Origin of the sequence: Pseudomonas sp. TWR3-1-1 (assembly GCF_049896545.1) — a bacterium.
Taxonomy (GTDB): Bacteria; Pseudomonadota; Gammaproteobacteria; order Pseudomonadales; family Pseudomonadaceae; genus Aquipseudomonas; species Aquipseudomonas weihenstephanensis.
In genome coordinates this window covers 245,868-269,843 of record NZ_JAFCUO010000004.1, presented here as the reverse complement: position 1 = coordinate 269,843, position 23,976 = coordinate 245,868, and the positions used below count along the sequence as shown (strand labels likewise).

The following is a 23,976-nucleotide window of genomic DNA, read 5'->3' as shown; positions in this document are numbered from 1 at the left end:
CCTGCCGATGCTCTAAATCGCGCCTCTTAAAGGTGTGTCATTTTTCCAGCGCTGCCGATTCTGTCTTGTAAGTCAGTGTTGAGTCGTCAAAAAACCGCCGCTTATTGCTTGCCGAGATAAAAAATCAAATTGGACGGTGCAGGATTGGATCCATAGGCTTGCCCGCAATTGGTGCGCAGTGCTGTGGCCGATTGAATTGAGCCGCAGGATCAACCAAGGCCACCTGAGGGTGGGTAACCAGGTCGTTTAACGGCTGATCAAACGCATTCTGCAAGGACTCCAATCGTGTCAGCACTGCAATAACCGCTTTGTACTCGGTCATTAAGGTCAAACATTATTTATGGAGTTCAAGTTTCGCAGGAGGCGTGCGTTGACTGTCGCTTTGCGTCTGTTTGCCGCGTTGTCACTCTCGGTCGGGGCAACGGCCAGCCATGCTGCGCAAGCGGCGCCTGAGAGCGTTGCGTTCTGGTACGCCGATAATCCGCCTCTTCAGGAACTCGCTCAGTTTGATTGGGCGGTGGTTGAATCGGGCCATATGTCCACCGCCGATGTCGCCCGTATTCGACAACTGGGCAGTCAACCGTTTGCGTATCTCTCCGTCGGGGAGTTTGACGGCGACCGTGCCACGCTGATTGAGTTGGGGCTGGATCAAGGCGCCAGTTCAAAGCGCAACAAAGCCTGGAACAGCCAAGTCATGGATTTGACCTCGCCGCAATGGCGCGATCACCTGTTCAAGCGCGCCCATGCGTTACAAGCCCAAGGCTATGCCGGGTTGTTTCTCGACACGCTGGACAGTTTCCAACTGCTGCCGCCCTCCGAGTGGCCGAGCCAACAAACGGCCCTGGCCAGCTTTCTGCGCGAGCTTCACACCCGCGAGCCGACCCTGAAACTGTTTTTCAATCGCGGCTTTGAAGTGCTGCCGCAGTTGGACGGTGTTGCCGCGGCCGTGGCGGTCGAGTCGATCCATGCCGGTTGGGATGCAGGCGCCAAGCGTTATCGTCCGGTGCCCGAAGCTGACCGTGAATGGCTCGACATCCATTTAAAGCCCTTGCGTGAAAAGGGTATCCCGCTGGTCGCCATTGACTATCTGCCGCCCAGCCAGCGAGAGCAGGCCAGGAAGCTGGCTCGGCAACTGCGTCAGGAAGGCTTCATCCCCTTTGTCACCACGCCGGACCTCGATTACCTGGGCGTCAGTACGGTCGAGGTGCAGCCGCGGCGCATCGCCCTGTTGTTTGACCCGCGTGAAGGGGACCTGACCACCAACGCCGGACACGTCATGCTCGGCGGTCTGCTCGAATACCTCGGCTACCGGATTGATTATTTTGCGGTGGATCAACCGCTGCCCATGCATTGCTTCAGCGGTTTGTTCGCAGGCGTAGTGAGCTGGATGAACACCGGGCCGCCGCAGGATTCGCAGCACTTCAATGCCTGGATCAACCAACGCCTGGATGAGCAAGTGCCGCTGGTGTTTTTGGCCGGTATGCCGATTGAGAACACGGTGCTGCTCAAGCGTCTGGGCTTGCAGCAGGGCACGTTCAGTGGCCCGGGCGCCTTAAAACTGCTGAGCCATGACTCGCATTTGATTGGCAGTTTTGAAGCCCCGCTGGTGCTGCGCTCGCGTGAGCTCACCCCCCTGTCAGTTTTGCCGGACGGCCCTAAGCCTGGCTTGTTACTGGCGGACGAAAAAGGTAACTCATTCGCACCTGTCGCCATCGGCGCGTGGGGCGGTATCGCCCTGGCACCTTACTTGATTGAGACCAACGGTGAGGCCAGCCGCTGGATCATCGACCCGTTCACCTTCGTGCAGCGGGCCTTGCGCTTGCCGCTGCAACCGCACCCGGACACCACCACCGAGAACGGTCGGCGCATCGCCACCGTACACATTGACGGTGATGGTTTTCCGTCCCGGGCGGAGATTCGCGGCACGCCTTACGCGGGTCAGTCGGTGTTGGATCTGTTTATAAAACCGTATCCCTTCCTGACCTCAGTCTCGATCATCGAGGGCGAGATTTCGCCGCGCGGCATGTTCCCGTTTCTGGCCAAGGAGCTGGAGCCTATCGCACGCACGATCTTCGCCGACCCCAAGGTCGAAGTTGCCACTCATACGTTCAGCCACCCGTTCTTCATGCAGCCTGAAAAGTCCATGAAAGAAGAGGGCTTCGATCCGCAATACGGCCTGAACATGAAAATCCCCGGCTACAACAAGATCGACTTTCGGCGTGAAGTGTTTGGGTCCCGCGATTACATCAACAATCACCTGACCACGCCGCAAAAGCCGGTAAAGATGATTTTCTGGCCGGGGGATGCGTTGCCAGACGAGGCAACTATTCAGTACGCCTATGACGCGGGTTTGCAGAACGTGAATGGCGGCACCACGGTCATCACGCATGCCAACCCGTCGCTGACGGGCCTGTCGCCGCTGCTGCGCCCCACCTCGGGCGGCTTGCAGATCTACGCGCCGATCATTAACGAAAACATGTACACCAACCTGTGGAAGGGGCCGTTCTACGGCTTTCGCGATGTCATCGACACCTTCGAACTGACCAACAGCCCGCGTCGTTTGCGCGGGCTGCACCTCTACTACCACTTTTATTCCGGCACCAAGCAGGCTTCGATCAAAGTCATGGACGACATCTATGCCTTCATGATCAAGCAGCAGCCAATCTCGTTGTGGATGAGTGATTACCTGCCACGGGTGCGGGGTTTATATGAGTCGAGCCTTGCACGCACGGCCAGCGGTGACTGGCAAGTGCGTGGCCTGAATGCATTGCGCACCTTGCGCATCGACCCGCAGATGGGCTGGCCTGATTTGACCCGCTCGCAAGGGGTGGCCGGTGTGCGCGATCTGCCCGAAGGGCGTTATGTGCATTTGAGCAGCGACCACGCGCTACTCGCCTTGCGCCCTGAGCGCGACCCGCGTCCGGCGCTGGAGGAGGCCAACGTGCCATTGCAACAGTGGCGTTATCTGGATGATCGGCGGGTGAGCTTTTCGTTTGCCGGTGAATTCGACATCCAGTTTTCAGTCCGCGCGGCAGGGCCATGCAGCGTTGATGTCAAAGGGCAGCGTTTTTCCGCTCGTGCGGATAACGGCCTGTGGGTGTTCCAATTGCCAATCAAGCAGGTGAGTGATGCCCAACTCCTCTGCCATTAAGAAAACCCGGCTGCTCAACCCGTGGGCGTTGGGTGTGGTCGCCACCGCCGTGAGTGGCTTGTTGTGGATGACCTTCCAACAGGAAAGTGTGTTCCGTCCCGATGAACGCCAACCGGATGAGGTCTCGGCCAACTACGCTGAGCTGCTGCTCACCGCGCACCCGCAAGACGACGCGTTGCGCATCAAGCTGCTGGATTTGCTGATGACCCTGGGCGATTACCCCAGGGCACGCAAACACCTCAACCAGTGGCCGCACCCCAATACGACCGTCGCGCAGCTCTATGCATTGCACCTCGATGCGCTGGACTTGCCCCAGGGTGGTGATCAGGCCGCGCGCACGGCGTTGGTCGAGCGCTTGAGCCTGCTGGACCGCCGCCAATTGCCGGTGCCTGCACTGGAGCGCATGGCCGATTTGCTATTAGTGCTGCAAGCCCCGGCGTTGGCGGGCCAGTGTTATGCCGAGCTGGCCAGTCGCGACCCTGAGCAACGCCTTAAGTGGCTCAGCGCTGCTGCGCAGTGGTCGATGGCAGGCGAGCAACCTGGGCGGGCGGCGGACCTGTACCTGCAACTGGCAGCGGCCAGCAGCGCGCCCGAGCAGCATAAGCGCTACGTGCGCCAAGCCTTTGATGCCCTGATTGCGGCGGATCGGGGCGGCGAAGCGGCGGTGTTGCTGAGCAAGGCCGTGGCGCTACTCAACGACCCGCAAAGCGACCCGCAATGGCTGGAGCAAGGCGTCGAAACGGCCATCGCCCACGACCAGCTGCACGAGGCAGAAACTCTGATCCAGCAGTGGCGCACCCTGCAACCGGGCAATCGTGAAGCGCTGCGCAAAGAGTTCAAATTACGCCTGGCCTTTGGTGATCAGGAGGGTGCTTGGGCGGTGGGCCAGGAGTTATTGCAGAGCGAAACCGGCGATGCGGCGTTTTTGGCGCAGATGGCCCGGCTGGGCGAGTGGAAGGGTGACACCTACCAAGCGCTGGACTATTGGATGGCCTATCTCGAACTGCAAGACGACCCCACGGCGTATGAGCATGCGTGGCGTTTGTCGATTCAGCTGTTTGATTTCGATCACGGCATTCCATTGCTCACCCGGCTGCTGGAGACGCGCAGCCTCAGCGATGGCGAACTGGATGCGCTGGTGTTCGCTCACGAGCAGCGCGGTACGCCGCAATTGGCCGAAGCGGTGTTGCGGGCGAGTTTGCAAAAATACCCCAAGCAACGTCTGGCCTGGATGCGTCTGAGTCAAAACCTGGAGAACACCGAACAATACCCGGCCAAGACGCGGGTCATGCAAGACATGGCGCGGCACTTTCCAATCACCGTCGCCGAGCGCGTGGACTGGGCCAGTACCCACTTGAGGTTCTTTGACAACCAAGGGGCATGGCAGGTGCTGGACATCGACAATCAACACATCGATGACGCCGAGTATTGGGACCTGCGCGCAGCCTTGGCCTGGGAGCTTGAGCGCGACGATGACTTGCAGCCCGCACTCGAAAGGCTGTTGGCGATCAAAGGCTCGTTGAGCTACGGCGAAGAAGAGCAATTGGCCAACCTGTACCGCAAGCGTGACCCGGTCAAGGCGCTGGCCTTGATGGTTGCCAGTTGGCACACCACCCACAACCCGCAACGACTGGTCGTGGCTTTGCAGGTGGCGCAAGAGCTACAGGATTGGGCGCAAGTCAGTGCGTTACTCGACAGCGCCAAGGCATGGCCCAAGGCTGATGCTCAAGAACAGGTGCTGGCCGCCCGGGCCGGGCTGGCCGTGCATGAAAAACGCTTCGCTGATGCCGAACGCCTGCTCAAACAAGGGCTGGCGCGCTACAACGATGACAACCTGTTTCGTGAGCGCCTGTTGTGGCTGTACATCGATCAGGGGCGCACGGCCGATATGGCGCCGTTGCTGCAACAGTGGCGGGCCCGGGCGCGCAACGACAACCTGCTGTGGCTGCCGTTTGCCAGTGCCAGCCAGATGGTCGGGCGTACCCGCGAGTCGCTGGCCTGGTACCGCCTGTACCTCAAAGCCAACCCGCAGGACTGGCTGGTGCAAGCCGGGTATGCCGATGCGCTGGAGGCCGCAGGTTCACTGGAAGCGGCTCAGCGGTTGCGCCTGAAGCTGACGCGCACCGCCGACCTGCAACCGGGCGTGGAATCTTCCCAGCGTTATGCGATGTGGCTCCGGCTGTTGGCCAGCAGCTATTCATCACGGCTGGCGCAAAGCCAGGCTTTGCAGTGGCAAGACGGTTCGCCAGCCATGTTGCAGCTATGGTTCGAACGCCTGCTGGCGCGCCTGGACGAAACCAATCAAGGCGCGCAGAAAAACGACTGGCTGGCCTGGGCCCGTCGCCAAGGTTTGAAGGTCGACCGTTTTGAGTTGATCCAACAAGCGCTGCGTGACCGCAATCGCGACATGCTCAAGCAACTGCTGGCCAGCGGCGAGCTGGACCCGGCGCAGCAGGTCGAAGCCCTCAGCCAATTGGGCCAGGGCGCTCGTGCCTTGGGCGTGAGCCTGTCGGCGCTGGGCGATCAACAACCCGCGATGATTGGCGAGCAGTTGCGCCGTCAGGCCGTTGAAATGCTCGACCGCACGCCGCAGGGCATTCAGTTGGCGTGGGAGGGCAAGGATTTCGGCGGGCTGGACGTGTCGGGCCCGCAACTGACGGTTGCGCGCCACCTCAATGACGACTGGTACGCCAGCCTGGTGCTCGGCCAGGGACGCTACAACAGCGATCAGTTGCGCGACGGTGAATTGGGTCAGGAACGTAATGCGCTGCTGACCTTGCAACGCCAACTCGACAATGGGCGCTACAGCCTGATTGCCGACATCAGCACCCGCAAGGACCACAACCGTAACGGGTTGGGCTTGAGCCGTGCCTGGCAGTTGAGTGCCACCGATGAGATCGAAACCGGCGTCGACTGGCATCGTCAGAGTGACGACACCGGGCTGATGCGCGCACTGGGTCAGCATGATGGCCTTTGGCTCAAAGGCCAGCACGGCTTTTCGGCCCGTGACCAATTGAGCTGGGCACTGTCGCACAACCGCTTCTCGACCCGTGCGGGCGATGCGCTGGGGTCGGGACAGGAAGCCAAGCTTGAGTTCGCCCACACCCTTGAGTTTGAAGGGCCGAACTGGGTGGTGCGCGCGGGCGCTGATTATCAACGTAACGCCCTTAAAAGCGGCGAGCTGAATGACCTCAATGCCTTCCTTAAGCCGGTTTACGAGCAAGAGCCGGTCGAGGATGACGATGGCCGGGTGATCGGTGCTCAGGCTGTCGATGTGACAACGCCGCTGAGCGCCAGCGATTTGCTCCAGGCGCGCTACGGCCAAGTGTATGTGGGCAGTTCGTGGCGGCGTGGCATGCCGGGCGCACTGAACCGCACCCAACCGCAATACACCTGGCTGGTGGACGTGACGGCCGGTTGGCAGTGGGTCGACAAAACCTTCAATTACGGCATCGACACCGGGATCGGCATGGTGCTGTTGGGCGATGACGAGTTGGCACTCAAAGTCGGATACCAGTCCTCACCGCAAGGTGGCGCGGGGGCGGGCGGCACGCTGGGCGTGAGCTACGGCTTGCGTTTTGGACGCTGAACAATCAATGACAACGAATACGTGGAGAAACACTATGCAAGCAATCCGTAACCTGACGCTGGTTTTGAGTGTGATGCTCATGGCCGGGTGCAGCAGCTTCACCGGCAAAACCAGCCCGGCACTTTCACGCGATGCGCAGTGGGGCATCGTGCCGTTAGTCAACTATTCGCAAACCCCGCAAGCCGGGGAGCGCAGCGAGCAAATCCTGCTCAGCGTATTGAGCAGCAAAGGCTTGCAGCCTCAGGTGTACCCGGCCAGCGCGCAGGGCGAACAGGCGTTGCTCGATGACAATGAGCGGTTGAACAGTGCGCTGGAATGGGCGCGTCAGCAAAAACTCGATTATGTGGTCGCGGGCAGCGTCGAGGAGTGGCAGTACAAGAACGGTCTGGATGGCGAGCCAGCGGTGGGCATCAGCCTGCGCGTGATCGAACCCGCCACCGGCCGTGTGCTGTGGAGCAAAAGCGGCGCGCGTGCGGGTTGGTCGCGTGAAAGCCTGGCCGGTTCAGCACAGAAAGTGCTGAACAAACTGGTCGGTGGCCTGCGGGTCGAGTAACGGTGATGAATTCCCCTCATATGGATTTCAGCCTTGCGCCCCGGGCCAAGGGTCCGGCCTCGTGGATCGAAACCGTGCTGGTCAGTGCGCTGGCCATTGGCCTTGGCCTGTGGCTGACGCCTGATGACCCGCTGCAATTGCGCGGCGATTTTCCCTGGCCGTTGCTCGCGCCGCTGCTGATCAGTGTGCGCTATGGCTTTGTGCGCGGGCTGGTCAGCGCGTGTTTGGTGGTGATCACGTTTTTTGTCCTGCGCCAACAAGGCTGGCCGGTATACGCCGACATTTCGCCGTCATTCATCGTCGGCATTCTGGTGTGCACGATGGTAGTGGGCGAGGTGCGCGACTTGTGGGACCGACGCCTGCAACGCTTGCAAATGGCCAACAATTACCGGCAATACCGGCTCGACGAGTTCACTCGCCATCATCAGGTGTTGCGCGTGTCCCATGACCGTCTGGAACAGCGCGTGGCGGGTAGCGATCAAAGCCTGCGCAGTTCGCTGTTGGGCCTGCGTGAACGCCTGCGCAGCTTGCAAGGCACGCACGACCCGTTGACGGTCATGGCCGAGCCGATCCTGGCAATCGCGGGGCAATACGGTTCGTTGCGCGTGGCGGGCCTGTATCGGGTTGACGCGCAACGTTTGGTCATCGACCAGCCGCTGGCGACCCTGGGGGTGATGGGGCACTTGTCGATCCATGACCCGTTGATCACGTTATGCCTGGCGCGCAACGAGTTGGTCAGCGTGCGCAGCAACCTCACCGATAACGGTGAGCAGAGTGAGTTCTCCTCGTTGCAGGTGTGTGTGCCGCTGATGGACACCGAAGGTCGGCTGCTGGCTATTTTGGCGGTGCGGCAAATGCCGTTCTTTGCGTTTCAGGAGCGCACGCTAAGCCTGTTGGCGCTTTTGGCGGGGCACATTGCCGATTTGTTGAGCAGTGATGCGCACAGCTTGAAACTGCCCGATGCCGATGCGCAGCATTTCGCGCAGCAGCTCAAACGTTCCTTGATCGATGTGCAACAGCATGACCTGTCGGCCTGTTTGTACTTTTTCGAATGGAGTGACCCCAATCCTGAACTGCTCGGGCTGTTCGAGCGCAGCCAGCGCGGGCTTGACCTGCAACTGAGCGTGCGTAATCAGCGCGATCACGAGGGGTTGCTGGTGTTGCTGCCGTTGACCAGCAGCGAGGGTGCGCAAGGCTATCTGAGCCGCCTGGGCACGTTGGTGCATGAACACTTTGGTCAAGAGCACACCCTGCACAGTCTGGGCGTGCGCGTGTTGCCGTACACCCTGACGCCTGTCAGCGAGCGTGGCGGTTTGCGTAATTTCCTGTTCAACGAGTGTGGTCTGAATGATCAGCAAATGGCTATTTAGCCTTGGCGTAATACTGGAGGCCAGCGGCTGGTCCAGCCTGTGGCTTGACTTGCCGCCGGGGCAGGCGTTTGCGTTGTATACGCTGGTGCACGCAACGGCCAGCGGTCTGCTGTGTGCCGGGGTGTGGATGCTGTTACCGGCGCGCTATCGCAGCCCATTGCCCTGGAGCCCGCTGTTTCTGTTTTCACTGGTGTTTTTTATCCCGGTGATCGGGGCGCTGGGCGTCGCCTGTGTGATATTCCCGGCGCTGTACTTGCCGCGCCCGCGTGATCAGCAAGCGTGGCAGGCGTTGGGTATCCCGAAGCTGCCGTTTCGCTCGCAGCCGCTGCATTCGCCGATTTTTCGCGACGGCGGGCTACAGGATGTACTGCGCCATGCACCGGACCCCGACCTGCGGCTGTCCGCCTTGCTGACCACGCGGCGGATGCCGGGTAAAGAGGCCATTCCAATGCTCAAATTGGCCCTGGCCGATCCCAGCGATGATGTGCGCTTGTTGGCGTACTCGATGCTCGACAAGCAGGAAAACGACATCAACCAGCGGATTCAGGCCGACCTCAAACAGTTAGCTGGCGCCAAACCTCCCGCGACTGGCGCCTTGCACGCCACGCTGGCGCGCTGGTATTGGGAACTGGCGTATCTGGGGCTGGCACAGGGCAGTGTGCTGGAGCACGTATTGCGCCAAGCCTGCGAGCACGCCGAACAGGGCTTGCGCGAAGGTGAGGGGGGCGAGTTGCATCTACTGGCGGGGCGTATCGCGCTGCAAATGGACTCGCTGACCCATGCGCAGGCCCACCTGGAGGCGGCTGAAAAAGCAGGCATCGATGCCACCTTGTTGATTCCTTTTCACGCCGAAATTGCTTTCAGGGCCGGGCACTACCAACAAATACCCCCGCTGCTGGCCGCGTTGCCCGCCGACGTGTTGCGTCGCCCCCCGTTTGCCGATTTGGCCAGGTGCTGGTTATGAACCCGTCTCAAAACGAAACGCCCATGGCGGATGTCTGCTTGCTGCTTGAAGGCACTTGGCCGTATGTGCGCGGCGGGGTCTCAAGCTGGATTCATCAGATGTTGTTGGGTTTGCCCGATGTGACCTTTTCAGTGCTGTTCATCGGTGGGCAGCGCACGGCGTACAGCCGCCGCAATTACGACATTCCGCCCAACGTGGTGTACATCAAAGAGGTGTTTCTGGAGGAGGCGTGGCAAGGCCGTCCTGCGGGTAAAGCTGACGACCAGAACATCGCCCCCGAGCTGGCCAATCTGTACCGGTTTTTACATCATCCCGACCCACCCACTGTGGCCCAGGGTGAGCAATTGCTCGATGCGTTGGCGCAAGACCGCCTGAGCCTGGCTGACGTGCTGCGCAGTCGCGCCAGTTGGGAGACCTTGAGCGCGGGTTATCTCAAGCACTGTGGCGACCCTTCGTTCGTGAACTACTTCTGGACCTTGCGCTCGATGCAGTCACCGTTGTTGATGCTGGCTGAAGCTGCACGCGACATGCCGCGCGCCAAGGTGTTGCACGCTATCTCAACCGGTTACGCGGGGCTGGTGGGGTGCATCCTCAAGCAACGCTGGGGGTGCCGTTATTTGCTCAGCGAGCACGGTATTTACACCAAGGAACGCAAGATTGATCTGGCGCAGGCCAGCTGGATCGCCGAAAGCAGCGAACAGGCGCTCAATGGCAGCCTGGAAGCGGGCACCGGCTATATGCGTACGTTGTGGATTCGGTTTTTCGAACGCATCGGTCGGTTGGTGTATGACCATGCCGACAACATCATCGCGCTGTATGACGGCAACCGTCAGCGCCAGATCAAAGACGGGGCGCAGGCCGTGCGCACGCAAGTGATTCCCAACGGCATCGACCTGCCCAAGTGGACCGCCGCGCTGCAAGCCCGCCCAGAAGGGATGCTGCCGGTGGTGGGGTTAATCGGCCGTGTGGTGCCGATCAAAGACGTGAAAACCTTTATCCGTGCCATGCGCGGCGTGGTCAGCGCGATGCCTGATGTACAGGGCTGGATCGTCGGTCCCGAAGAAGAAGACCCGGCCTACGTCAGTGAATGCCGCAGCCTGGTGGCCAGTTTGGGGCTGGAAGACAACGTTCTTTTTCTGGGTTTTCAAAGCATTCAAAACATCCTGCCGCAGTTGGGGCTGATGGTGCTGACCTCGATCAGTGAAGCGCAGCCGCTGGTGATCCTGGAAGCATGGGCAGCCGGCATTCCGGTGATTTCCAGCGACGTGGGGTCGTGCCGTGAGTTGATCGAAGGCGGTGTGGCGGAGGACCGCGATCTGGGGCTGGGTGGGGAAGTGGTGGCGATTGCCGATCCGCAGGCCACCTCGCAGGCCATTCTGGGCCTGTTGCGCAGCCCCGGGCGTTGGCAGGCGGCGCAGGCCAGCGGCTTGCAGCGGGTGCATCGCTATTACGGAGAAAACCTGATGTTCGAACGTTATCGCGCGCTGTATCGCGCAGCTATGGAGGCGGTGTAAATGGCCGGTATCGGTTTTGAACTGCGCAAAATACTGTCGCGCGACTCCTACACCGCGACCTTGCACGCCTATGTCTACGCCGGGTTGATCAGCTCCGGGCCGTGGGTGCTGTCGATTGTCAGCGTGATGTTGGTGGGGGTGTTGAGCCTGGGCTTGCTCATGCCCGAGATGCTGGTCAGGCAATTTTTGATTACCGTGACCTACCTGATGGCCACCTCATTGATTCTCACGGGCGGCTTGCAGCTGTTTTTCACCCGGTTCGTGTCGGATCGGCTGTTTGAACGCAAGTTTTCACGCATCCTGCCCAATCTGGTCGGGGTGCTTCTGCTGGTGACGGTGAGCGCGGGCCTGCTCGGCACGCTGTTGCTGTGGGTGCTGTTTGACGAGCCGTTGATCTATCGCCTGCTGGTGCTCGCCAACTTTGTAACGCTGTGCAATTTGTGGCTGGTGATCATCTTTTTGTCCGGGATGAAGGCCTACAACCGCATCTTGCTGGTGATGCTGGTGGGCTATTCGCTGATGGTGCTGAGTGCGTACCTGCTGAGCTTCATGGGCATCAACGGTTTGTTGTTGGCGCTGTTGATTGGCCACGGCTCACTGTTGTTTTTGTACCTGTACGACATCTTGCGCGAGTACCGCGCCGACACGCTGGTGGCCTTTGACTTTCTGGACCGGCGCCACGTGTTCCCTAGCCTGTTGCTGACCGGACTTTGCTACAACCTGGGGATCTGGATCGACAAGTTCATCTTCTGGTTTAACCCGGCGACGTCCAGCGCGGTGATTGGGCCGATGCGCTCTTCGGTGCTTTACGATTTGCCGATTTTTCTTGCGTACCTGGCGATCATTCCCGGCATGGCGGTATTTCTGGTGCGTATCGAAACCGATTTTGCACAGTGGTACGACCGCTTGTTCCGGGCCATCCGCGAAGGTGAAACCTTGCAACACATCGGCCAGATAAAAGCCGAAATGACCCTGTCGATTCAGCAGGGCCTGTTGGAAATCTGCAAGGTGCAAGGCTTGACGGCCGTGTTGCTGTTTTTGTTTGCACCGCAGTTGCTGGCATGGCTGGGGATTTCCAGTTATTACCTGCCGCTGTTCTACATTGATCTGGTGGGGGTGAGCATTCAGGTGGTGTTCATGGCGTTACTCAACGTGTTCTTTTACCTCGACAAACGCGCCATTGTGCTCAAGTTGTGCGTGATGTTCGTGTTGCTCAACGGCGCCTTGACCCTACTCAGTCTGTACCTGGGGCCAAGCTTCTTTGGCTACGGGTTTACGTTGTCGTTGCTGGTCTGTGTGCTGGTGGCCCTGCATCAATTGTCCGCGGCACTGGATGACCTGGAGTACCACACGTTCATGCACAGCCATTAAGCACGCATCGCCCGGGTCAAGCCGTCATTCGCGCCCGGTGAGGGTTGAGCGATAGAACGTAAACCGGTCTTTGCCCGCGTGTTTAGAGGCGTACAACGCTTTATCCGCTTTGGCCAGGGCCTGGTTCAGACTGTCCTGATCATCCACTCTGGCCAGGCCGATGCTGACAGTCACAGGGTGGGCAGCCGGGTCGTTGCGCACTTGGCTGCACAACGTCGCCATCAGGCGTTCGACGTCGGCGCGTCGAACGCCTGACAGGTACACGGCAAACTCTTCGCCCCCCAGCCGCGCACATTCATAACCGTTCATCACCGCCTTGATGCTGGCCGCCGTACGCTTGAGTACCTCATCGCCGATGTCATGCCCGTACTGGTCATTCACCCGTTTGAAATTGTCGATGTCGATCATTGCCAGGTAGTGGTCGTGCATGCGCGGGCTTTGCGCCAACACGCTGGTGGCGCGGGACATGAATGAGCGGCGATTGGGGATCTCGGTCAATGTGTCGATGTACGCCTGGGTCAGCAACAATTTGGACATGGTGTAGTTGTACAGTTTGACCCTGCGCAGCTTGAAGAAGCTGTAGATGGTCAGGCAACTGAGAAAGGCGAAATAACACAGGATCAAACTGCCGCGCAGGTCAAACAGTTGCACTTCGGTCATCAAGAACGGGTTAAGAACCCCCCAGGTCACCCCGACCACCGCCAAAAAACCCCAGCGGCTCAACGGCAAGACCGAAGCGTTATAGAGGATGCTTGAGGTGGCAAGGATCAGCCAGATGGGCTGTGTGTCGGCGGGCAGGCCAAAAATGATCAAGCGGATGCCCAGGGTAATCGCCAGCACGAAGATCAGATTCAACACGTCAAAATGGCGGGCCTTGCGGATAAAACCCAGAGCAATGGTCAGCGCCGCCATCGCGCAGACAAACACGACCGATAACACCGTGAAGCCTTGACCGCCCTTGAAGCTGACGATCAAGTCAAACAGCAGCCAGATGACAATGCTGGCGGCGTAGGTCAGACGGCAAAAGTTGCGCAGTTTTTCAAAGTCGTGCTGGGCAAACTCAGCTTGAACGGCAGGCGGGGCGGCGTATTTTGAGATTTCATGGTCAATGGTTTTGAGCATTGCAAGCCTTGATCACGGTCGGCGAAGTGGGCACTCAGCGGTCGTGAATCCGGGACATCAATGGCATCAAAACAACGTCCGCGGGCACGTATGGGTAACCCTAGCAGGACTTTGACGGTTAACAGGCCGGATCATTCAAGCGGTCTGTCTCCCCTGTGAACATCTGCTCAATTGGCCTGTGACAAGACCTCGCCAATGCTGCGCCGCCGGGCATAGTGCTCGCTGGTGCGAATCAGCTCTTCGAGGTCTTCAGGGGTGACGTCGATAAAAGCGTCCATCTTGGCCAGTGCGTGTTGCAAGTCCTCAGCGGTAATGCCGGGGTCGCCGGGTGCTGTGGGGGCAACCACGGCGGCGGGGGCCGGATCGGTGTGTTTTTTGGGATAGCGCACACGGGTCAGGTTGTTGTAGGCCAAAGCGGCCAGCAGCATGCACAGCGCACTGAGCATGACGGGGGCCAGTAATTCCCAGCCAAGGCGCGTACTGTCCGGGTCTGCCAGCACCACCAGCAAGGCCAGCGCACCGGCGGGCGGGTGCAGGCAACGCAACAGGCACATGATGATCAATGCGGCTCCGACGGCCAGGCAGGCACTGGCCAGGTCACGTCCCAAAAAGTGAACCACCAGTAATGACACCACGGTGGCACACAGATAACCGCCCAGGATTGACCACGGCTGCGCCAAAGCGCCGGAGGACACGGCGAACAATAAAATCGCCGAAGCGCCGAGTGGGCCGATCAAATGCATGGCAACGGGCAGGCCGAAAAACACGCTGCACAGCCATACGCTGAACAAAGTGCCAAGGGACACCCCAATCGCGGCACGGCTCCACTCAATCGGTCGGGTGTTTGTGGCCGCAGGCAATAGGCGGCGGATCCAGCGGGTTTGCATGGTGGCGAAGGTCCGGTTTTGGTCAGGCTGAGGCCAAAAAAAGGCTTGGCGGGGTAACCGGCAAGCCCTTGAAATGTTCCTTCATGGGGGAGGAACCGGTGCAGTCTGCCTACAGCTTATTAATTCCGCAAATTCATAGTAATGATGGTTAACTTCATTATTAATGAGCTTTGTGCTGCGGGCCGCCGAGGTCGTGGCAAGGTTTAGCCACTGCTTACAGGGGGTAATGGTTTTGTGACCACCAATTTGCCAAGTATCCGTTCATGGGCATCATTGCTCAGTAATTGCTGCTCGAGGAGATTGCGCCAATCAGAGCTGCTGCTCAGCGGGCTTTTGAGTACCAGCAGTGCATCGCGAAGTCTGACCAGCCTGCTCAACTCGGGGACGCAGTTCATGTCCCGGTTGTGTGGGGGTGATTGCCTGACGCTGGCAGTGGGTGCAAGCAGCAGCGGGCTTTGCTCTGGCGGGTCCTGGTCGTTAGCAATTACGGCATGACTCATCACGTTGTACTCCATCTATGAAGGTGGGTGGGCGGGGGGCGAGCGCATCCTCGAAAACCATTTAACGGTCGCACACCGCACGTGGGCGCCATCAAAACAACAGTTCTGGGGTGACGTGTTTTGCGAGTTGACTGACAGGTGAGTGGTAACAGGTTGTGTGTGGCAGAGGTCGGCAGCGCGTGCGCGATACAAGTGGTGACACAAGCGCTGTTTACTCGGGTCGGGATATTGGATTGGTGGGAACGATTGTAAGGCCGGGGGCAGGGGACATGTTGTCAGGCAGTGAGTAGCTGACGATAAGATTTACGGAGAAACTCGTAAGATTTTTCAAACGGCGGGGAGGAAGTTTTGCCCCAAAAACGCTGACGATTTTTTAGCTAAGGGTTTACGGGAGTCGATGTAAAAGTCTTACAGCGAAAGACACCGATATAACCCCATGCTGCCTTTAAACGCTTGAGGTGCAATTGATTGAGCGACCTGCCTTAGTCATCGAACCCCGCCTGTTCATGTATCTCGTCGACTTTGAGTTCCAGCCGGTAAGCCACTGCAATGAACAGCGCCTGGCACAGGCACAACGTGGCACTGAGCGAGCGGAACGCGAAAGAACTGCCTTCATTGACCAGCAACACACTGTTGGCGCGCTTGGCCAGTGGTGACAGGTTGCTGTCAGTGATGATCAGGGTTTTGGCTTGATGCAACTGCGCAATGCGCAGGCAGTGCTGGGTTTCTTTGCCATAGGGCGTAAAGCTGATAGCGATCACCAGGTCATTGGCACGCACGCTGCGCATTTGTTCGCGGTAGCTGCCACCCAGGCCGGAGATCAGATGGATGCGCTTGTTGGTGTGCTGCAAGTTGTACACCAGGTAATCCGCCACGGCGAATGAGCGGCGCACGCCCACGACGTAGATGTTGTCTGCGTTGACCACCAGATCCACGGCTTTTTCGAACGCTTGGTCGTCGAGCTCCAGGCCCAGGCGTTCGATGCCAGACAGCGTGGCGTTGATACATTCGCGGGCCAGATCACCGCCGCTGGCTTTCTGCGATTTGTTGGCAATCATGCTGCGAATGCGTTGCTGGTAGTTCTGAACCGGGGTGGCCTTGTGCGTATAGGCCTCGCGGAACAGCGCCTGCATTTCGCTGAACCCACTGAAACCGAAACGCTGCGAGAAGCGCACGATGGCTGAAGGGTGCACTTCGCATTCGCGGGCAATATCGCTGATACGGTCGACCATGATGCGGTCGCTCTGTTGGCTCATGTAGCTGGCAATGCGCTTGAGCTGTCGGGGCAGGCTCTCGTATTGCTCAGTAATGAGGTGCAGCAGGCGCTCGGCATTCACCGGCGGGCTGGTCAATTCGCTCTCTGGCGCTTGCTCGACGGACGCCGGCTGATCGGTGAAGGGCATAGAGGAATCCTTATAGAGGGCGCTGGGTTGTAACGGGCAGCCTGTTGGTTGCGCAGTTTACAGGGTAGGTGCACATAAAATCCTGACCAGCGACTCAAACGGCGAAGCGCTGAATCGATGCACGCGTAAAAAAAACAAGGCAGGATCATTCTGGAACAAAAATTCTACATTAAAATTATATGGAATAAATATTGTTTATTTCGCAGCGACGTTTTAGTCTTCGATTCACGAAGAGCGCTCGGGCCGAGTGAGGTGATGAGCGCAGGCTGATAAAAATAACAGGAGCCACCATGGGACAGACTCGTTTTGCCACAGGGCGTGATTTGGATCTGATCTGCCTTGGACGCCTGGGCGTCGACCTCTACGCGCAACAAGTCGGAGCGCGGCTCGAAGACGTCAGCAGTTTTGCCAAGTACCTGGGTGGCTCTTCAGCCAATATTGCTTTTGGCACGGCGCGCCTGGGGTTGCGTTCAGCGATGTTGAGCCGGGTGGGTGACGACCACATGGGGCGCTTTTTGCTCGAATCGTTGACCCGCGAGGGCTGTGACGTCAGCGCTGTCAAAGTCGATGCGCAACGTCTCACGGCCCTGGTGCTGCTGGGCCTCAAAGACCGCGAAACCTTCCCCCTGGTGTTCTATCGTGAAAACTGTGCCGACATGGCCCTGCGCGCAGATGACATTGACCCGGCCTTTATAGGCATCAGCAAAGCGTTACTGATTACCGGTACTCATTTTTCTACTGAAGGCGTGTATCAGGCCAGTCTCAAGGCGCTCGAATACGCCGAACAACACAACGTCCGGCGTGTCCTCGACATCGACTATCGCCCGGTGCTGTGGGGCTTGGCCGGCAAGGCGGATGGCGAAACCCGTTTTGTCGCGAATGAGACTGTCAGCGCCCATGTACAGTCGATTCTGCCGCGCTTTGACTTGATCGTCGGCACCGAAGAAGAGTTTCTGATTGCAGGTGGTGGTACAGACTTGCTGGCGGCCCTGCGTAAAGTACGTTCGCTGACGGACGCGGCGCTGGTGGTCAAGTTGGGGCCGCAAGGGTGCACGGTGATTCACGGCCCGATCCCGGCCCGTCTGGAAGACGGCGCCATTTACCCCGGCGTACGTGTCGAAGTGCTCAATGTGCTGGGGGCAGGCGATGCTTTCATGTCGGGCTTCCTGAGTGGCTGGCTGGAAGATGCCACCGACGAGCGCTGCTGCCAGCTTGCCAATGCCTGCGGTGCACTGGTGGTATCGCGCCATGCGTGCGCCCCCGCCATGCCGACCCGCGCCGAACTCGATTACTTGTTCAATAGCCCGGTGCCCATTACCCGGCCAGACCAAGACCAAGCCTTGCAGCGTTTGCATCAAGTCAGCGTGCCGCGCAAACAGTGGCAACAGCTGTTTGTGTTCGCGTTCGACCATCGCTGGCAGTTGCTGGAAATGGCGCAGCAATATGGCCGGGATCACGCCAGCATTTGCGCATTGAAGCAGTTGTTCATCAAAGCCGTGGAGCAGGTTGAAACCGACGTGCGCCAACGTGGCATCGACGCCGATGTCGGCTTGCTGGCTGACCAGCGTTTCGGTCAGGACTCGCTCAATGCAGCCACCGGTCGAGGCTGGTGGATCGCCCGCCCGGTTGAAGTGCAAGGCTCCAGGCCGTTGGCGTTTGAGCACGGGCGCTCGATTGGCAGCAACCTGATTGCCTGGCCGCAAGAACACATCATCAAATGCCTGGTGCAGTTCCATCCCGACGATGAGCCAATGCTGCGACTGGAGCAGGAGGCACAAATCAAAGGGCTGTATCAGGCGTCATTGGCCAGCGGTCACGAACTGCTGCTGGAAATCATTCCGCCCAAAGACCACCCCTCGACCTTCCCCGATGTGATGTACCGCGCCATCAAGCGCTTGTACAACCTGGGGATCTACCCGGCGTGGTGGAAAATCGAGGCGCAAACCCCTGCGGTCTGGCAACAACTCGATGCGCTGATTCAAGCGCGAGATCCGTATTGCCGTGGCGTGCTGCTGCTGGGCTTGAATGCTCCGGCGGCGGCGCTGGCTGAAGGTTTTGGCCACGCTCGCAACAGTACCACCTGCCGGGGCTTTGCCGTGGGACGCACGATTTTTCAGGAACCCGGTCGCGCCTGGCTGGCCGGTGAAATCGACGATGCGACGCTGATTGAGCACGTGCAGCGCACCTTTGTGCAGTTGATTGACGCCTGGCAAGCCGCTCGCCGCTGAGCCTGCGTTGCAAGGCCCGCTCGTGCTGGCGGGCGGTCACTGCCAGAGACTTACTTAGACAACAATAATAGGTGCAGCCATGCCCGCTATCCGTATTGGCATCAACCCGATTTCCTGGAGTAACGATGACTTGCCGTCGCTGGGCGGCGAGACCCCATTGAGCACCGCCCTCAGTGAGGGTAAGCAAATCGGTTACGAAGGCTTTGAACTCAACGGCAAGTTCCCCAAAGACGCAAAGGGCGTGGGCGACGTGCTGCGCCCCTATGATTTGGCGCTGGTGTCGGGCTGGTACTCCAGCCGTCTGGCCCAACGTTCGGCCGCGCAAGAAATCGACGCCATTGCCAGCCATGTGCAACTGCTGGCGCAAAACGGTGCCACGGTGCTGGTGTATGGCGAAGTCGCCGACTCGATTCAGGGCCAGCGCATTCCCCTGATCGAGCGCCCGCGTTTTCACAGCGAACAGGCCTGGCAGGCATACGCCGACAAGCTCAACGAGTTGGCGCGCTTCACCCTGTCGCAGGGCATTCGTCTGGCGTATCACCATCACATGGGCGCTTACGTTGAATCACCGTCCGATATCGACACTTTGATGCGTCTGACCGGCCCTGAAGTCGGCCTGTTATTCGACGCGGGCCACTGCTACATGGGCGGCGGCGAACCCGTGGAGGTACTGCGCAAGCACATCGGCCGTGTTTGCCATGTGCATTTCAAGGACGTGCGCAAACCGGTGGTGCAACTGGCGCGCAACCACCTGTGGAGCTTTCCGGACTGCATCATCAACGGCACTTTTACGGTGCCGGGCGATGGCGACATTGATTTTGCCGAGCTGCTGGACGTGTTGCTGGCGGCCGATTACCACGGCTGGCTGGTGGTTGAAGCCGAGCAGGACCCGGCCGTCGCGCCGAGTTTTGCCTATGCGCAAAAAGGCTATCAAACCCTGCGCGCGTTGCTGGACGCGAGGGTCAGTTCATGAGTTTGCTGATCAAAAGCCAGGCCGCTGGTCAAACGGTGGTGCAACTGCCGCCGGGTGCTTTGCAATACGTGGGGTTCAGCGCTTACCGGCTCAAGGCAGGTGAAACCTTGCCGGTGACGGCCGGGGACCAGGAGCTGTGCCTGGTGCTGCTCAGCGGTCGGGTCAGCATCGGTGGCGAAGCACCGGAGCAGGGCGCTTTCAACTGGCCCGACATTGGCGATCGCCTGTCGGTGTTCGACGATAAGTCCCCGTTTGCCGCGTATTTACCGCCCGGCAGTCAAGCCAGCGTGCAGGCCCTGAGCGACGTGCAAATCGCGGTGTGCGCAGCCCCCGGCTCGGCCAGTGCGGGGCTCGGTCCGCGACTGATCAGCCCCCAGAGCATGAAGCGCAGCGTGCGCGGCAAAGGCGCCAATACCCGTTATGTGTGCGACATCTTGCCGGACACCGAGCCGGCACACTCGCTGCTGGTGGTCGAGGTGCGTACCCCGTCCGGGCATTCGTCCAGCTATCCGCCGCACAAGCACGACACTGACGACCTGCCACACCAAAGCTTTCTCGAAGAAACCTATTACCACCAGATCAACCCGGCGCAAGGCTTTGTGTTCCAGCGGGTGTACACCGACGATCGCAGCCTTGACCAGGCAATGGCGGTGGAAAACAGCGACCTGGTGGTCGTGCCCAAGGGCTATCACCCGGTGAGCGTGCCTTACGGCTACGAGTCCTATTACTTAAACGTGATGGCAGGTCCCAAGCGGGTCTGGCAATTTCACAACGACCCGCAGCACAGCTGGCTGATGGATCTTTGACCTTTTGGGAGCACAACAACAATGAGCACAACCCCGATTATTGGCCATTACCTTGACGGCCACGCTCAAGACGCAGGCAGCGAGCGTTTGCGCGAGGTGTTCAACCCGGCCACCGGTAGCGTGCAAGCGCACGTGGCGCTGGCCAGCCAGCAAACCGTGGATGCCGCCGTGGCCAGCGCACTCAAGGCATTTCCGGCCTGGGCCGAGCAGTCGTCGCTGCGGCGTGCGCGGGTCATGTTCAAATTCAAGCAACTGCTGGACGAGCATCACGACGCGTTGGCGCAGATCATTTGCCGCGAACACGGCAAGGTGTTTTCCGATGCCAAGGGTGAAGTGACCCGTGGTATTGAAATCGTTGAGTACGCGTGCGGTGCGCCGACGCTGCTCAAAACTGATTTCAGCGACAACATTGGCGGCGATATCGACAATTGGAACCTGCGCCAGCCATTGGGTGTATGCGCAGGCGTCACGCCCTTCAACTTCCCGGTGATGGTGCCGCTGTGGATGATTCCGCTGGCACTGGTGACGGGCAATTGCTTCATTCTCAAACCGTCCGAGCGAGACCCGTCTGCCAGCCTGTTGATGGCGCGCCTGTTAACCGAGGCAGGTTTGCCCGATGGCGTGTTCAATGTGGTGCAAGGCGATAAAAGCGCGGTCGACGCGCTGCTACAGCACCCGGACATTGAAGCCATTTCCTTTGTGGGTTCGACCCCGATTGCCGAGTACATCTACCAGCAGGGCACTGCACGCGGCAAACGGGTTCAGGCACTGGGCGGGGCTAAAAACCACATGATCGTGATGCCCGATGCCGACCTCGATCAGGCCGCCGACGCGCTGATGGGCGCCGCCTACGGTTCTGCCGGGGAACGCTGCATGGCGATATCAATTGCCGTGGCCGTGGGCGAGGTGGCTGATCAACTGATCGAGAAGCTGCTGCCGCGCATTGACCGGCTCAAAGTGGGCAACGGCCTGCACCCTGAGAGTGAAATGGGGCCGTTGGTAACGGCCGAACACAAAGCCAAGGTCATTGGCTTTATCGATCAGGGCGTGGCCCAGGGCGCACACCTGGTCGTGGATGGACGCGGGCTTGAAGTTCCGGGCGCCGAGCGAGGTTTTTTTGTGGGAGCCACGCTGTTTGACCGGGTCACCCCGGCAATGAGCATCTACCAGCAGGAAATATTCGGCCCGGTGCTGGGGATCGTCCGGGTGCCTGACTTTGCCAGCGCCGTGGCGCTGATCAATGCCCACGAATTTGGCAATGGCGTGTCCTGTTTCACCCGTGATGGCGGTGTGGCCCGGGCGTTTGCGCGCACGATCAAGGTCGGGATGGTGGGGATTAACGTACCGATTCCGGTGCCGATGGCCTGGCACTCATTTGGTGGCTGGAAGCGCTCACTGTTTGGCGACCACCACGCCTACGGCGAAGAGGGCCTGCGCTTTTACAGCCGTTACAAAAGCGTGATGCAGCGCTGGCCGGACAGCATCGCCAAAGGCCCCGAGTTCAGCATGCCCACTGCCAAATAATTCCAGCCACAGCGCGTGTAGCGGCTGTGCATGTTCAAGGGTGCAGACATGAGTACGACACGACTGACCATGGCCCAGGCTCTGGTGAAATTTCTCGACAACCAATACGTGGAGGTCGATGGGGTCCAGAGCAAATTTGTGGCCGGGGTGTTTACGATTTTTGGTCACGGCAATGTGCTGGGACTGGGCCAGGCGCTGGAACAGGACAGCGGTGATCTGCAGGTGCATCAGGGCCGTAACGAACAAGGCATGGCTCACGCCGCCATCGGGTTTGCCAAGCAACACCTGCGGCGCAAGATCTACGCTTGCACCGCCTCCGTCGGACCGGGGGCGGCCAACCTGATCACCGCGGCTGCCACGGCCACCGCTAACCGGATTCCGCTGCTATTGCTGCCGGGCGATGTGTACGCCAGCCGTCAGCCTGACCCGGTGTTGCAACAGATCGAGCAGTTCCACGACCTGAGCATCAGCACCAACGATGCGTTCAAGGCGGTGAGTAAGTACTGGGACCGGATCAACCGTCCCGAGCAATTGATGAGCGCCGCGATTCACGCCATGCGCGTCTTGACCGACCCAGCCGAAACCGGCGCCGTGACCTTGGCCTTGCCCCAAGACGTGCAGGCTGAGGCTTATGATTACCCCGATTACTTCCTGCAAAAACGCGTGCACCGTATCGACCGGCGTTTGCCGACACCCGCGATGCTGGGAGATGCGCAGGCACTGATGCAGCGCAAGCGCACGCCGTTGATCATCTGCGGCGGCGGGGTCAAATACGCGGGCGCCAACGCGGCCTTGCAGGCGTTTGCTGAACGTTTTGCTATCCCGTTCGCCGAAACCCAGGCCGGCAAGAGTGCCATCGTCTCGGCGCACCCGCTGAACATGGGCGGAATCGGGGAAACCGGCTGCCTGGCGGCCAACCTGCTGGCGCCCCAGGCGGACCTGATCATTGGCATCGGCACCCGTTACACCGACTTCACCACGTCATCCAAGTCGCTGTTCCAGCACCCCGAAGTGGAGTTTCTCAACCTCAACGTCAGCCCCTGCGACGCACTCAAACTCGATGGCGTGCAACTGATTGCCGATGCGCTGGCGGGGCTTGAAGCGCTGGGCCAGGCGTTGTCCGCGAGCGGCTATCGGTCGGGCTGGGGCGACGCGCCGCAACAGGCCAGGGCGCAATTGCAGGCCGAAGTCGACCGGGTGTATCAGGTCGACTATCAGCAACCGGACTTCACCCCTGAAATCAGTGACCACATGGACCCGGCCGTGCTGCGCGAGTTTATCGAGCTGACAGGTTCCTGCCTGACCCAGAGCCAGGTGCTGGGCGTGCTCAACCGCACGCTGGCAGACGACGCAATTATTGTGGCGGCCGCTGGCAGCTTGCCCGGTGACTTGCAGCGGGCATGGCGCAGCAAAGGGGTGAATACCTATCACGTGGAATATGGCTACTCGTGCATGGGCTATGAAGTGAACGCGGCGCTGGGGGTCAAGCTGGCCGAGCCTAAGCGCGAGGTGTACGCCTTTGTCGGTGATGGCTCTTACATGATGCTGCACTCCGAGTTGGCAACGTCGATTCAGGAACGGCAAAAAATCAACGTGGTGCTGCTCGATAACATGGCCTTCGGCTGTATCAACAACCTGCAAATGGGTAACGGCATGGACAGCTTCGGCACCGAGTTCCGGTTCCGTAACCCTGAAACCGGCAAGCTCGATGGCGCCCTGGTGCCCGTGGACTTCGCCATGAGCGCGGCCGCGTATGGCTGCAAGACCTACAAGGTCAGCACCCTTGAACAACTGGATGCGGCGCTGGCCGATGCGCGCGTGCAAACGGTATCGACGCTGATCGACATCAAAGTGCTGCCCAAAACCATGATCCACGGCTATCTCTCGTGGTGGCGCGTGGGCGTTGCGCAAGTGTCCACCAGCGCCCGTACGGCCCAGGCCGCGGAGCACCTCAACCGTCAGCTCGCCAATGCGCGGCAGTATTGATTGCAACGCGCGCTCATCCATCCAACAGGAGTCTG

Annotated in this window: 16 protein-coding genes; 12 read left to right on the top strand and 4 right to left on the bottom strand. The window is 59.7% G+C overall.

Annotated features, from left to right (window positions below):
• Nucleotides 1–340: 340 nt before the first annotated feature.
• The 7 genes from ACP7A4_RS11980 to pelG are packed head-to-tail and all read left to right on the top strand — an operon-like array spanning nucleotide 341 to nucleotide 12,512.
• On the top strand, nucleotides 341–3,151 hold the full coding sequence (locus tag ACP7A4_RS11980; RefSeq protein WP_426247013.1) for a bifunctional glycoside hydrolase 114/ polysaccharide deacetylase family protein: 2,811 nt from the start codon (nucleotides 341–343) through the stop codon (nucleotides 3,149–3,151).
• Nucleotides 3,129–6,740 (top strand): tetratricopeptide repeat protein, encoded by a 3,612-nt coding sequence (locus ACP7A4_RS11975; RefSeq protein ID WP_426247011.1) that lies wholly within the window; start codon nucleotides 3,129–3,131, stop codon nucleotides 6,738–6,740. The genes ACP7A4_RS11980 and ACP7A4_RS11975 overlap by 23 nt, the downstream gene beginning before the upstream one ends.
• A gap of 34 nt (nucleotides 6,741–6,774) precedes the next feature.
• A complete protein-coding gene (locus ACP7A4_RS11970; protein WP_059762130.1) occupies nucleotides 6,775–7,293 on the top strand; it encodes a hypothetical protein in 519 nt (172 codons plus the stop codon).
• 5 nt (nucleotides 7,294–7,298) lie between these two features.
• Nucleotides 7,299–8,663, top strand: a complete 1,365-nt coding sequence (locus ACP7A4_RS11965) for a PelD GGDEF domain-containing protein (protein WP_059762131.1) — start codon at nucleotides 7,299–7,301, stop codon at nucleotides 8,661–8,663.
• Nucleotides 8,641–9,627 (top strand): HEAT repeat domain-containing protein, encoded by a 987-nt coding sequence (locus ACP7A4_RS11960; protein WP_059762132.1) that lies wholly within the window; start codon nucleotides 8,641–8,643, stop codon nucleotides 9,625–9,627. The genes ACP7A4_RS11965 and ACP7A4_RS11960 overlap by 23 nt, the downstream gene beginning before the upstream one ends.
• Nucleotides 9,624–11,141: a GT4 family glycosyltransferase PelF gene (pelF, locus tag ACP7A4_RS11955; RefSeq protein WP_059762133.1), complete on the top strand. Its 1,518-nt coding sequence runs from the start codon at nucleotides 9,624–9,626 to the stop codon at nucleotides 11,139–11,141. Before ACP7A4_RS11960 ends, pelF begins: the two co-directional genes overlap by 4 nt.
• The gene (gene pelG, locus ACP7A4_RS11950; protein WP_059762134.1) at nucleotides 11,142–12,512 is read left to right on the top strand and encodes an exopolysaccharide Pel transporter PelG; all 1,371 of its coding nucleotides are present in this window, start codon (nucleotides 11,142–11,144) and stop codon (nucleotides 12,510–12,512) included. It begins immediately after the preceding gene.
• A 24-nt stretch (nucleotides 12,513–12,536) separates the two neighbouring features.
• Here the strand turns inward: pelG and ACP7A4_RS11945 are convergent, their stop codons facing one another.
• The 4 genes from ACP7A4_RS11945 to ACP7A4_RS11930 form a co-directional block, all read right to left on the bottom strand.
• Nucleotides 12,537–13,634 carry a GGDEF domain-containing protein gene (locus ACP7A4_RS11945; RefSeq protein WP_426247008.1) on the bottom strand — a complete coding sequence of 366 codons (1,098 nt, stop codon included), beginning with the start codon at nucleotides 13,632–13,634 and terminating at the stop codon, nucleotides 12,537–12,539.
• A 167-nt stretch (nucleotides 13,635–13,801) separates the two neighbouring features.
• Nucleotides 13,802–14,521 (bottom strand): HPP family protein, encoded by a 720-nt coding sequence (locus ACP7A4_RS11940; RefSeq protein ID WP_426247006.1) that lies wholly within the window; start codon nucleotides 14,519–14,521, stop codon nucleotides 13,802–13,804.
• Nucleotides 14,522–14,724: 203 nt separating this feature from the next.
• On the bottom strand, nucleotides 14,725–15,021 hold the full coding sequence (locus ACP7A4_RS11935) for a type VI secretion system contractile sheath small subunit (RefSeq protein ID WP_053221307.1): 297 nt from the start codon (nucleotides 15,019–15,021) through the stop codon (nucleotides 14,725–14,727).
• A 482-nt stretch (nucleotides 15,022–15,503) separates the two neighbouring features.
• Nucleotides 15,504–16,424 carry a MurR/RpiR family transcriptional regulator gene (locus ACP7A4_RS11930; protein WP_059762137.1) on the bottom strand — a complete coding sequence of 307 codons (921 nt, stop codon included), beginning with the start codon at nucleotides 16,422–16,424 and terminating at the stop codon, nucleotides 15,504–15,506.
• 290 nt (nucleotides 16,425–16,714) lie between these two features.
• Between ACP7A4_RS11930 and ACP7A4_RS11925 the strand changes: the two genes are divergently transcribed.
• The 5 genes from ACP7A4_RS11925 (at nucleotide 16,715) to iolD (ending at nucleotide 23,941) form a co-directional block, all read left to right on the top strand.
• Nucleotides 16,715–18,652, top strand: a complete 1,938-nt coding sequence (locus ACP7A4_RS11925) for a bifunctional 5-dehydro-2-deoxygluconokinase/5-dehydro-2-deoxyphosphogluconate aldolase (RefSeq protein WP_426247003.1) — start codon at nucleotides 16,715–16,717, stop codon at nucleotides 18,650–18,652.
• Nucleotides 18,653–18,731: 79 nt separating this feature from the next.
• Nucleotides 18,732–19,625 (top strand): myo-inosose-2 dehydratase, encoded by an 894-nt coding sequence (iolE, locus tag ACP7A4_RS11920; RefSeq protein WP_059762139.1) that lies wholly within the window; start codon nucleotides 18,732–18,734, stop codon nucleotides 19,623–19,625.
• Nucleotides 19,622–20,431 carry a 5-deoxy-glucuronate isomerase gene (gene iolB, locus ACP7A4_RS11915; protein WP_426247001.1) on the top strand — a complete coding sequence of 270 codons (810 nt, stop codon included), beginning with the start codon at nucleotides 19,622–19,624 and terminating at the stop codon, nucleotides 20,429–20,431. The genes iolE and iolB overlap by 4 nt, the downstream gene beginning before the upstream one ends.
• A 21-nt stretch (nucleotides 20,432–20,452) precedes the next feature.
• Complete coding sequence (locus ACP7A4_RS11910; protein WP_426246999.1) at nucleotides 20,453–21,955, top strand: CoA-acylating methylmalonate-semialdehyde dehydrogenase; 1,503 nt, start codon at nucleotides 20,453–20,455, stop codon at nucleotides 21,953–21,955.
• Between the two features lie 48 nt (nucleotides 21,956–22,003).
• Nucleotides 22,004–23,941 carry a 3D-(3,5/4)-trihydroxycyclohexane-1,2-dione acylhydrolase (decyclizing) gene (iolD, locus tag ACP7A4_RS11905; protein WP_203303545.1) on the top strand — a complete coding sequence of 646 codons (1,938 nt, stop codon included), beginning with the start codon at nucleotides 22,004–22,006 and terminating at the stop codon, nucleotides 23,939–23,941.
• The last annotated feature ends 35 nt before the right edge of the window (nucleotides 23,942–23,976 follow it).